Annotated in this window: 14 protein-coding genes; 5 read left to right on the top strand and 9 right to left on the bottom strand. The window is 67.9% G+C overall.

Features of this window, described 5'->3' with window-relative positions; translation table 11 throughout:
• Positions 1-442: 442 nt before the first annotated feature.
• On the bottom strand, positions 443-1,174 hold the full coding sequence (locus tag DFR41_RS17060) for an RNA methyltransferase (protein ID WP_017759112.1): 732 nt from the start codon (positions 1,172-1,174) through the stop codon (positions 443-445).
• A gap of 28 nt (positions 1,175-1,202) precedes the next feature.
• A complete protein-coding gene (locus tag DFR41_RS17055; protein WP_114803620.1) occupies positions 1,203-2,390 on the bottom strand; it encodes an MFS transporter in 1,188 nt (395 codons plus the stop codon).
• A 291-nt stretch (positions 2,391-2,681) separates the two neighbouring features.
• Here DFR41_RS17055 and DFR41_RS17050 point away from each other — a divergent pair, with 291 nt between their 5' ends.
• Positions 2,682-3,326, top strand: a complete 645-nt coding sequence (locus DFR41_RS17050; RefSeq protein ID WP_114803619.1) for an RluA family pseudouridine synthase — start codon at positions 2,682-2,684, stop codon at positions 3,324-3,326.
• Here the strand turns inward: DFR41_RS17050 and DFR41_RS17045 are convergent.
• The 5 genes from DFR41_RS17045 to egtB all read right to left on the bottom strand — a co-directional run bounded on the left by DFR41_RS17045 (position 3,307) and on the right by egtB (position 7,306).
• Positions 3,307-3,753 (bottom strand): universal stress protein, encoded by a 447-nt coding sequence (locus tag DFR41_RS17045; RefSeq protein ID WP_017759115.1) that lies wholly within the window; start codon positions 3,751-3,753, stop codon positions 3,307-3,309. The genes DFR41_RS17050 and DFR41_RS17045 overlap by 20 nt on opposite strands.
• A 140-nt stretch (positions 3,754-3,893) precedes the next feature.
• Entirely contained in the window at positions 3,894-4,634 is a 741-nt protein-coding gene (locus tag DFR41_RS17040) for a 2OG-Fe dioxygenase family protein (protein WP_114803592.1), read from the bottom strand.
• A complete protein-coding gene (locus DFR41_RS17035; protein ID WP_076503862.1) occupies positions 4,631-4,912 on the bottom strand; it encodes a DUF427 domain-containing protein in 282 nt (93 codons plus the stop codon). The genes DFR41_RS17040 and DFR41_RS17035 overlap by 4 nt, the downstream gene beginning before the upstream one ends.
• Positions 4,913-5,072: 160 nt before the next feature.
• On the bottom strand, positions 5,073-6,047 hold the full coding sequence (gene egtD / locus DFR41_RS17030) for an L-histidine N(alpha)-methyltransferase (RefSeq protein ID WP_114803591.1): 975 nt from the start codon (positions 6,045-6,047) through the stop codon (positions 5,073-5,075).
• Positions 6,047-7,306 carry an ergothioneine biosynthesis protein EgtB gene (egtB, locus tag DFR41_RS17025; protein WP_114803590.1) on the bottom strand — a complete coding sequence of 420 codons (1,260 nt, stop codon included), beginning with the start codon at positions 7,304-7,306 and terminating at the stop codon, positions 6,047-6,049. Before egtB ends, egtD begins: the two co-directional genes overlap by 1 nt.
• A 150-nt stretch (positions 7,307-7,456) precedes the next feature.
• Between egtB and DFR41_RS17020 the strand changes: the two genes are divergently transcribed.
• A complete protein-coding gene (locus tag DFR41_RS17020) occupies positions 7,457-8,791 on the top strand; it encodes an NAD(P)/FAD-dependent oxidoreductase (protein ID WP_114803589.1) in 1,335 nt (444 codons plus the stop codon).
• A 184-nt stretch (positions 8,792-8,975) separates the two neighbouring features.
• Here the strand turns inward: DFR41_RS17020 and DFR41_RS28185 are convergent, their stop codons facing one another.
• Positions 8,976-9,098, bottom strand: coding sequence for a hypothetical protein (locus DFR41_RS28185; RefSeq protein WP_269215190.1), 123 nt, complete (start codon positions 9,096-9,098; stop codon positions 8,976-8,978).
• Between the two features lie 99 nt (positions 9,099-9,197).
• On the bottom strand, positions 9,198-9,416 hold the full coding sequence (locus DFR41_RS17015) for a hypothetical protein (RefSeq protein ID WP_052383800.1): 219 nt from the start codon (positions 9,414-9,416) through the stop codon (positions 9,198-9,200).
• Positions 9,417-9,762: 346 nt separating this feature from the next.
• Here DFR41_RS17015 and DFR41_RS17010 point away from each other — a divergent pair, with 346 nt between their 5' ends.
• The 3 genes from DFR41_RS17010 to DFR41_RS17000 all read left to right on the top strand — a co-directional run bounded on the left by DFR41_RS17010 (position 9,763) and on the right by DFR41_RS17000 (position 10,687).
• Positions 9,763-9,978 carry a hypothetical protein gene (locus DFR41_RS17010; protein WP_043118497.1) on the top strand — a complete coding sequence of 72 codons (216 nt, stop codon included), beginning with the start codon at positions 9,763-9,765 and terminating at the stop codon, positions 9,976-9,978.
• 37 nt (positions 9,979-10,015) lie between these two features.
• Positions 10,016-10,288, top strand: a complete 273-nt coding sequence (gene infA / locus DFR41_RS17005) for a translation initiation factor IF-1 (RefSeq protein WP_017760753.1) — start codon at positions 10,016-10,018, stop codon at positions 10,286-10,288.
• Between the two features lie 63 nt (positions 10,289-10,351).
• Positions 10,352-10,687: an RNA recognition motif domain-containing protein gene (locus DFR41_RS17000; RefSeq protein WP_017760754.1), complete on the top strand. Its 336-nt coding sequence runs from the start codon at positions 10,352-10,354 to the stop codon at positions 10,685-10,687.
• Positions 10,688-10,774 lie beyond the last annotated feature (87 nt).

Genomic DNA, 10,774 nt, shown 5'->3' with positions numbered 1-10,774 from the left:
CCGCTTCGGAGTTGACGACGGCGGCGTCAATCTGGCACCACCCGGGTAGCAGCGCAAGTAGCGGTAGGAGGGAGGCGCCCATACCATCTGAACAACCCGCAAGCCGTTGAGCCGCTTTGAAGTTCTTCGAACTGAAGGGCGGGGATTTGCAAGGAATAGGGTCGGCGGTGCCGGGTTTCTCGCTAATCGCTCAAAGGAGTCCGATGGATCCCACGCCTTCGCAGCCACAGACGGCCGAACTGTTCGGTCCACGGCTGGACGAGCAGATCGACATGAAGCACCCATGGTGCGATTGGTCATGCTTTGATCGAGTGAGCCGAGATCCCTCGCTCACACCACCGGACACCCCGCCGCTGGACGCGCTTTCAGCCGCTCCGACGTCCTCCATGCGCAGGTCCTGGCGCCTGCCGCAGGCAGCCATCGGCGGTGCAAAGTAATAGCCTCACGACCGCCGAGGCAGATGCTTCTCCGCCATCGCCTTCGCGATGCCCCGCAGGATGTGGATTTCCTCCATCGTCGGCTGCGCGCGGTTGAACAGTTGGGCCAGGCGCGGCATCAGCTTCTTGGGGGCGGCCGGGTCCAGGAAACCGATCTCGACCAGCGAGCGCTCCCAGTGCGCCAGCATGCCGGCCACGGCCTGGGCGTCGGCCGGTGGCGTCAGCGGTGCCGCCGAGCGCACCTCGAAGCCGCCCAGCGCCTGCCGCCATTCGTAGGCCACCAACTGGACGGCGGCCGCCAGGTTGAGTGAGCCGAAGTCCGGCGCCGTCGGGATCGACAGCGCCACATGGCAGCGGTAGACGTCTTCGTTGCGCATGCCGAAGCGCTCCGAGCCGAAAAGCAGGCCCACATGCTGCGGCTCGCCCCCCTGCACCAGCCCGGCGAAGTGCTCGCGCGGTGCCCGCGTGGGCGGGCCGAAGTCGCGCGAGACCATGGCGGTGGCACACAGGTGGGTCAGGCCGTCCAGCGCCTCGTCCAGGGTCGCCACGATGCGGGCCTTCTCCAGCACATCGAGGGCGCCGCTGGCACGCTGGATGGTTTCTTCCCGGCGCAGCACGTTGTCCCAGCGCGGCGCCACCAGCACCAGGTCGTCGAAGCCCATGGTCCGCATGGCGCGCGCCGTGGCGCCGACATTGCCGGCGTGGCTGGTGTGGATCAGGATGAAACGGGTGCGCATCGAAGACAGTCGCAGACGGGAAAGCCCGTCATTCTCGCGCCTGCCCCGTGCCCATGCGGTCGCGCCCGGCCAGCGTCGGAAAGAGCCGGAACCAGGCCAGCGTGACCAGCAGCGTGCCCACGCCCCCCGCCACCACCGAGCCCACCGGCCCGAGCAGCGCGGCGGTGGCGCCGGACTCGAACTCGCCCAGTTGGTTGCTGGCCCCGATGAAGATGGAATTGACGGCACTCACCCGGCCGCGCATGGCATCGGGCGTTTCCAGTTGCACCAGGGTCTGGCGGATCACGACGTTGACCATGTCCGCGGCACCCGAGATCGCCAGGACGACCAGCGACAGCCAGAAGCTGCGCGACAGCCCGAACACCGCCATGCACAGCCCGAACACGCCCACCGCCAGCAGCAGCGTGCGCCCCACATGGCGCTCCACCGGCCGCCGGGTGAGCCAGATGGACGCCGTCAGCGCCCCTACCGCCGGCGCGCCGCGCAGCAGGCCCAGGCCCCACGCGCCCACATGCAGGATGTCCTTGGCGAAGATGGGCAGCAGCGCCACCGCGCCGCCCAGGAGCACGGCGAACAGGTCGAGCGAGACGGCGCCCAGCACCGGCTTGCGCTGCCAGATGAAGCGCACGCCGGCCAGCAGCACTTCGGTGGTCACAGGCTCGCGCGGCCGCGCCGCATGGGCGTAGCGCAAGGTGGCGGCCAGCAGCACGGCCGCGATGAAGAAGCCGATGCAGGTGGCATACACCGCGCCCATGCCCGCCACGAACAGCAGCCCGCCCAGGGCCGGCCCGCCGATGATGGCCGACTGCTGCCCCGCCGAGCTGAAGGCCATGGCACGAGGCAGCATCAGCGGCGGCACCAGCAGCGGCGTGAGCGCCTGCTGCGCCGGCATCTGGAAGGCACGCACCGCCCCCAGCACCAGCGACAGGCCCAACAACAGACTGCGCGAGTCGCCACCGCCCAGGTGCGTGATCAGCAGCGACAGCGCGACCAAGCCCTGCACGCCCAGGCAGGCCGCCAGGATGCGGCCGCGGTGCAGCCGGTCCACCACATGGCCGGCGTACAGCGCAAGCAGCAGCGCGGGCGCGAATTGGTAGAGGCCCACCAAGCCCAGGTCCCACGCGCTGCCGGTGAGGTCGTACATGTGCCAGCCGATGGCCACCATCAGCATCTGCTGGGCGGCGGTACCCAGCAGGCGCGCCAGCCACAGCTGCATGAAGGGGCGGACGCGGGTGAGGTCGGAGAAGCGGGCCTGTTCGGGAGCCGAAGCGGGATCGGGCGCGACGGCGATGTCGGCAGGGGCGGGAGGCATTCGGTCGAGCATAGCCCAGCACCCTCGCCCTTCGCTGACCAGGGCGCGCAGCGATCGCCTCCGGCACAGCCTCCACGGACGGCCGATGTGCATTGACAAGGGGGCAGCGCGCAGCCGCGCCCTCCCCGCCTAGACTGCCGCACCGTGAGCCAAGACCCCGCCGCCCTCCACGCCCTCTACGAAGACGAGCACCTGATGGTGCTCGACAAGCCTGCCGGACTGCTGAGCGTGCCCGGCCGCGGCGAGGACAAGCAGGACTGCCTGTCGGCCCGCGCCCAACAGCGCTGGCCCGACGCCCTGGTGGTGCATCGGCTGGACATGGCCACCAGCGGCCTGATCCTGATGGCGCGCAGCCTCGCCGTCCAACGGATGCTCGGAGAGGCCTTTGCAAGCCGGCAGGTGTGGAAGCGCTACGAAGCCATCGTCGACGGCGCGCTCGAATCCAAGCACTGGCAGACCATCGACCTGCCGCTCATGGCAGACTGGCCCAATCGCCCCTTGCAGAAGGTCGACGCCGCCGGCAAGCCCAGCCTCACCCGCTGGCGGACGCTGCAGTGGTTGCCAGAACGCGCCGGCACCCATGTGCTGCTGGAGCCGCAGACTGGCCGCTCGCACCAGTTGCGGGTTCACATGGCAGCATTGGGCCATCCGATCCTGGGCGATGCGCTCTACGGCAATGCGCGGGTGGCCGCGGCGGCGCCACGCCTCTTGCTGCATGCCACCGTACTACAACTGCGCCATCCGATGACCGGCGAGGCCTTGCGCATCGAAAGTACGGCACCCTTCGCGCCGGACCCTCAGGACGCAGGAGAAGAAGACCTCAGACCTCCAGCTCCTTGACCACCAGCACCGGCATGGGTGCCTCCTGCAGCACGCGCTGGGTGACGCTGCCCAGCAGCAGCTTCTCGATGCCGGTGCGGCCGTGCGAGCCCATCACGATCAGGTCGCAGCCCAGGGCCTTCGCCGTGTCCACGATGCCTTCGTGCACCACGTGGCCGTCGATCACGCGCTGGTCGCTGTGCAGGCCTTCGGCGGCCAGGGCCGCCACGCCACGGGCCAGGGCCGTGTTGGCGCTGGCCGTGGCAGCGGCCAGGTATTCGTTCTGGCCCAGGGCATAGTCCGCGCCCACGCCGATGAAGGGATAGTTGTCGATGACGTGGATCAGCGTGATGCGGCTGCCGAAGGCCAGGGCCAGGCCGCTCGCCTTGCTCACCGCCAGCATCGACGTCTCGGAGCCGTCGATGGGAACCAGGATGTGGTTGAACATGAAGGTGTCCTCTCGCTGTGGGTTGGTCCTGCCGGTCGGCCTTGCCGCCGGCGCCTTGGTGCACTGTAACCTGCGACCCTGACGGGACCATGTAGGACGCCGGGGCAGCGGCCGGTGGCAGGCCATGAGCCTGCGCTGGATCAATCGCCCTGGAAGCCGCCGGCCCGGCAGGTGATGACCAGCGTGTCGCGCCAGCCCTGCGTCCCGGGGGCGACCGGCTGGATCGGCGTGGATTCATGGATCACGCGCTGATCGTCCAGCAGCATCAGTGTCCAGGGCTCCGTCAGCGTGAAGCGCTCGCCGCGCCGGCCACCCGCCTCGAAGACGCGGGTCTCGCCGCCCTTGATGCCCTGCCGTCCCACGAGTGCCACCGCCACCAGGTCCACGCCATCGCGATGCGCGCCCTCCGGGGTGGGCCGCCCGATACCGCCTTCGGTGTCGATGCGGAACTGGTGCGCCTCGATGTACCAGCGCTGGTCGCCGCGCAGGGCCGCCGCAGCCTCGGCCGTCTTCAGCAGCAGGCGGCGCCAGGCAGGTCGCGCCACGGTGTCGGGCTCCATGGGCGCGAACCAGCGCTGCATGCCGCCGTGCAGCGCGTTGTATTCGACCGGCTGCCAATGCGCGCGATGCGGCGCCTGCACCAGCGCCCCGCCTTCGGTGGTGAAGCAGGCGTGGCGACGACGGCGGTAGCGCCCGCCGTCCTTCAGGTATTCATCGGGCGGCAGTTGCGCCCAGTCGGGCTGCAAGGCTTCCAGGTCGGTCAGCGGCAGATCCAGCCACTCGGCCACGCCGCGCGGGTTGAGCACGGCATAGCCCTCCTGCCGCAACGTGGCGGCCAGTTCGTCGGGCGGGGTGTAGAGGGGGGAGAAAGCGCTGTTCAAGGCTCGACCTTCACGCCCTTCCAGAAGGCGACGCGGTCTTTCACCATCTCGGCTTCGGGCTTGGGGTCGGGGTAGTACCACACCGCCTCGGGGTTGAGTTCGCCGTTGACCAGCAACGAGTAGTAGCTGGCCGTGCCCTTCCAGGGACACACGGTGTGGTTGTTGCTGAAGGTCACGTACTCGCGCCGCAGCGAATCGGCGGGAAAGTAGTGGTTGCCTTCGACGAGCACGGTGTCGTCGCTTTCGGCGATGGTCACGCCGTTCCAGGTAGCTTTCATGTCGGCAGGAGTTCGTCGCGCCGTCGCCGGGCGCGGGCTGCGATTGTCGCTGCCGGCGCGCTTCGGTGGCGACTCCTGCCGAAGCCAGGGCCACCGGCGGCGGCCTGAACGTGGAAACGGGCGCCAACCCCGGTCGGCGCCCGCTTGGCTTATGCCGTGGTCATTGAACGGCAGGCAGCCAGTGCACGCTGAAGAGTCGCTGCGGATCGGTCCACACCGGCCCGATGCCGAAGCCCGCCCGCGCCGCCATCGCACGCAGGCCGTCGATGGTGAACTTGTGCGAGTACTCGGTGTGCAGCGTCTCGCCTTCCTCGAAGGCATGGCGCTGGCCCTGCAAGGTGACGACCTGCTCGCGGCGGCTGACCAGGTGCATCTCGATCCGGCGCAGGGGCGCGTTGTAGAAGGCCGCGTGCGAGAAGGACTGCAGATCGAAGTCGGCGCCCAGTTCGGCGTTGGCACGCGCCAGCAGATTGAGGTTGAACGCGGCGGTCACGCCCTGCGCGTCGTTGTAGGCCGCATGCAGCAGTTGCGGATCCTTGACCAGATCGACGCCCAGCAGCAGGCCACCGCCGCGCAATAGCCGGGCGGCCTGGCGCAGGAAGGCCAGCGCCTCCTCAGGCTCGAAATTGCCTAGCGTGGAGCCTGGGAAGAAGCCGACCCGGCGTCCGGCACCGGCCAGGCGTTCGGGCAGTTCGAAGGGCTGGGTGTAGTCGGCTACCACGGGTGTGACCTCCAGACCCGGATAGTCGGCGCGCAGCTGGCGCGCCGCACCCTGCAGATGCTCGCCCGAGATGTCGATGGGCAGGAACCGGCGGGGCGATTGCAGGGCGTCGAGCAGCAGGCGGATCTTCACGAGCGAGCCGGCACCGAATTCGACGATCTCGGCATCGGGGCCGATCTGCTGCGCGATTTCCGCGGCGCGCCCCTGCAGGATCGAGAGCTCGGTACGGGTGGGGTAGTACTCGGGCAGGCCGCAGATGCGGTCGAACAGGCGCGAGCCCTCCGCGTCGTAGAACCACTTGGGCGAGATGCGTCGCGGCCGTTGGGACAGCGCGGTGGCCAGATCGTCCGCAAAGGCGCGGCGACCCTCGTCGGCAACGCGGGGCTGGATGGCGAGGGAAACGGGTGGAGACATCACAGATCCTTGGCGAGGCGCAGCCCGCTGAATTGCCAGCGGGCCGCTGGCGGGAAGAAATTGCGGTAGGTCGGCCGGGCATGGCCGACCGGCGTGGCCACGCTGCCGCCGCGCAGCACCAGCTGGCCCACCATGAACTTGCCGTTGTATTCCGCGGCCACGCCGGGAAGCGGACGGAAGCCGGGATAGGGGTCGTAGGAGGAGCGGGTCCACTGCCACACTGCGCCCTCGGCCTGACAGAAACCCGGCAGCGTGGTGGCCGCCACTTCCCACTCGGCCTCGGTCGGCAGGCGCGCGCCGGCCCATTCGGCGTACGCCGCCGCTTCGTAGAAACTGAGTTGTGCGACAGGAGCATCGGCCTGCATCGGTCGCACACCTTCGAGGCCGAAGACATGCCAGCCCGCCGTGCCATGGTGGCCCGACAGGGCCAGGCGCGGATCATCCGGCGGCAGCCAGTAGGACGGGTGACGCCAGCCGTTCGACTGCACCGCCGCCCACCCGTCCGACAGCCACCAGCGTGCCTGCTCGTAGCCCCCATCGGCGATGAACTGCGCGAACTCGCCACAGGTCACGAGACGGTCGGAGATGGCAAAGGGTTGCAGCAACACCGCATGGCGCGGCCCCTCGTTGTCGAAGGCGAAGCCCTCGCCGTCATGCCCGATGGCGGCCATTCCGCCGGGATGCTCCAGCCAGGCCAGCGAAGGCGGTGCCCCCGCGAGGCGCAGTGCAGGGGCGGAGGGCGCACGATAGGCGGGCAGCAGCGGGTTGCAGGAGAAGGCATGCAGGATGTCGGTGAGCAGCAACTCCTGATGCTGCTGCTCATGGTTGAGACCCAGCGTGAGCACCGGCTCGATGCGCCCCAGCGCTTGTGAATCGGCCGATGAAAGCAGGGTCTCCACCGCAGCGTCCACGTGGCGGCGGTAGGCCAGCACTTCGTCCAGCGAAGGCCGGGTCAGCAGTCCGCGTTGTGGCCGTGGATGCCGCGGTCCCAGCGCTTCGTAGTACGAGTTGAAAAGGTAGTGGAAGCGCCGATCCATCGCCTGGTAGCCTTCGGCATGGTGATCGAGCAGCACGGCCTCGAAGAACCAGGTGGTGTGCGCCAGATGCCATTTGGTCGGGCTCGCATCGGGCATCGACTGGATGCAATGGTCTTCGGCGGACAGAGGCGCTGCAAGGGCCATGCTGTGTGCACGGACCTGCCGGTACGCCTTCAGCAGATCGACGCTCTCGAAAGCGGATCTCGGATGGGTGGAAGTCATGAGTCTCCGTGGGTGTTCCGGCCCCCGGCAACCTGGCCGGCCGTCGCGGATCGGTGTTTGTAGCCGGCCGAATGGCCACGAAACGTAGGACGAAAGCGCGCAGCCCTCCTGCGTCGCCGACGCCCCGGCCCCCACTTTCATAATGGCCCGATGCCTTCTACGCAAAACGCTCCTGCCCTTCCACGCGTGGTGATCGTCGGCTGCGGTTTCGGCGGCCTCGAGGCCGCGCGCACCTTGCGCGGAGAGAAGCTGGACATCGTGGTGATCGAGAAGACCAACCATCATCTCTTCCAACCCTTGCTCTACCAGGTGGCCACGGCGGGGCTCGCGGCTCCCTCCATCGCGGCCCCATCACGCTGGCTGTTCCGCAAGCAGCCGAATGTGACCACCCTGCTCGGCGAGGTGGACGGGATCGACGCGGCAGCGAGGTGCGTGCACCTCACCAATGGCCATGCCATCTCCTACGACCATCTCATTGTGGCCGCGGGGGCCACGCACAGCTACTTTGGCCATGACGAATGGGCGGCCGATGCGCCGGGACTCAAGACCTTGGCCGATGCCTTCGAGATCCGGCGCCGGGTACTGACAGCCTTCGAGCGGGCCGAACTCGAGGAAGACCCCGAACGCCGACGCGCCCTGCTCACCTTTGTGGTGATCGGCGGAGGCCCCACGGGGGTCGAGATGGCGGGCACTCTGGCCGAGATTGCCCGGCATACGCTGGCGGGCGAGTTCCGCCGCATCGTTCCGTCGACGGCCGAGGTCTTGCTGGTCGAGGGCAGCGGGCGCGTTCTCCAGGCCATGCCCGAGCGCCTGAGCGAACGGGCCCGGCAGCAACTCGAAAGGCTGGGTGTGAAGGTCCGGCTCAATGCCATGGTGACGCGCATCGATGCCCACGGGCTGGAGGTGCGCGAAGGCGGTGCGGAAGGCGACATCGTCCGCATCGACAGCCGCTGCGTGATCTGGGCCGCCGGCGTGGCCGCATCGCCCTTGGGGCGTCTGCTCGGCGAGGCCACCGGCGCCGAATGCGACCGCGCGGGGCGGATCCGCGTGCAGGCCGACCTGAGCCTGCCGGGTCATCCGGAAATCAGCGTGGTGGGCGATCTGGCGGCGGCGATGAGCCATGTGCCGGGACAGGCGCCCCGACCCGTGCCGGGCGTCTCACCGGCCGCCAAGCAGATGGGACGCACCGCTGCCCGCAACATCCTTGCCCGCCGGGCCGGACGTCCCACACAGGCCTTCCGCTACAAGGATTGGGGCAGCCTGGCCACCATCGGCCGCAACGCGGCAGTGGCCGATGTGCCCACGCCTTTCGGCGCGCTGCGCTTTTCGGGCTATCCGGCCTGGCTGTTCTGGTTGTTCGTGCACGTCTATTTCCTGATCGGCTTTCGCAACCGGCTGATCGTGCTGATGGACTGGGCGAGTGCCTACTGGACGTTCCGCCGCAATGCCCGCGTGGTGCCCGAGGTACGGGCCGGCCGGGGCTGAGAGGCCCCGAGGCGCCCCGTCGGACTGCTCAGATAAGCAGCAATCCAAGGAAACACACCGCAACAATGGGGTTTGGCGACGCCGCCACCACCTTATCCCCAACGTTTTCCACAGAAAAACTGGATAGCCCCCATAACCGTCATTTCTGACACCCTTGTGTCGCAGGGAGCCGTCGCGCCGAGCCTCACGGACGCAGCACCAACATCCACACCAGGAAGACCGCTACCAGGCAGGCCGCGATCCAGGCCCAGACGGCAAAGCCCACCCGTGTGGCCTTCTTGGAGGTATGAGGATCACCATGTTGCATGCCGCCACTTTGGTATGCCTCGCCTTCTGCGCCGCACGAAGGCGCCCAAAGCCATGAAGGACGGGACCGACGCGGGGGGATGCGACGGCCGGGGGGTGCTCAGTCCTCCCTCAGCTTCTGCTGCCTGCAGATGTTGGAGCCGGTGGTCGTGAGTTGGAGCGATCCACCCATCCATTCCAGCCAGGACAAGGCCACCAGATCGTCGATCGTCGCTTCATCGATCTCGCCGGCACGCCGGCGTTGCAGAAGGTTGGCCACCCGCGGAAGCTCGATGCGCAGTGCATCCTGCCGAGGTCTAGAAAGCGAGGCAGTGTTCATTCGTGCCCTTCCAAGCGTCGATGACACAGCGTAACACCCGCCGTGGCCGCTGGCGGGGATTTTTAAGCAGAGTCAGCCGAGATCAGCTATACTCCGTCGATTGGCCGGGGCGTACTCGCCGCCCTCGCCCTTGATTGGCACCGCGCAGCTTCCCGGGCTGCCCAGGCTTCGGTCCCAAAATTCTGGCCGGACGCCCATCTTCTTCGGCGAGTTCATCGCCCGTCCGCATCACCCTTTCTTGCGGGCTGGATCCACCCCTCAGGGTTTCACTTTTCTGCGCATGGCAGCCTTCGGCTTGCCACCCAGCGCAGGTCCGCGCCGGACGCGGATCACGAACTTCGATTTCATGCAGAACATTCCCGCCCAATCGTTGGGCCGCTACCTCATCACACCGCTGACGCGGCTGACCGACTCCGGCCAGTACGCCGCGTCCGTCTCCATCCGCCGCGGCATGCACGACCGGATCTTCCGGTTCATCCCGCGATTCGACAGCGCCGCCAACGCCGAGCGCTATGCCCTCGCCCAGGGCCAGCACTTCGTGCTGAACAACCAGCTGGCCTGATACAGGCCGACCGACCCCATCACTGACAAGGAGCTTCGTGGCCAAGGAAGAACTGATCGAAATGCAAGGCAAGGTGGAAGAAGTCCTGCCGGACTCCCGCTTTCGCGTCACGCTCGACAACGGGCACACCCTCATCTGCTACACGGGCGGAAAGATGCGCAAGCACCGCATCCGCGTGCTGGCCGGCGACAAGGTCTCCATCGAGATGTCGCCCTACGACCTGAACAAGGGTCGCCTCACCTTCCGCCATCTCGAGCAACGCTCGGGTGGAGCCTCTGCCGCGCCGCGCAAGCGTCCGCCGCAGCGCTGATCACTTCCCCTTCAACCCACCTTGCCGCATCGAACTTCAAACGCGGCAGAACGAAAGAAACCCATGGAAAACAGACTCTACGTTGGCAATCTGGCCTACAGCACCCGTGACGAAAGCCTCCAGCGTCACTTCTCCGAATTCGGCCACGTCAACTCGGCCAAGGTCATGATCGACCGCGACAGCGACCGCTCCAAGGGCTTCGGCTTCGTGGAGATGGGCTCGGCCGAAGAAGCCCAGGCCGCCATCAACGGCCTGAATGGCCAAAGCATCGACGGCCGCGCCGTGACCGTGAACGTGGCCCGTCCGATGACGCCGCGCACCGGTGGCAATGGCGGCGGCGGTGACCGTCGTGGCAGCGGCGGCGGCTACGGCGGCGGTGGCTATCGCAACTCGTACTGAAATCAGTCCTTTGCCCTGCTGACGCATCCCGCCGGCAGGTGCATGGCCTGAATGAGAACGGCCCGCTTCGCGCGGGCCGTTTTCTTT

Source organism: Pseudacidovorax intermedius (genome assembly GCF_003350475.1).
GTDB lineage: Bacteria > Pseudomonadota > Gammaproteobacteria > Burkholderiales > Burkholderiaceae_C > Xenophilus > Xenophilus intermedius.
The sequence above is the reverse complement of the archived record's forward strand: the minus strand, read 5'-3'. Positions and strand labels throughout refer to the sequence as shown.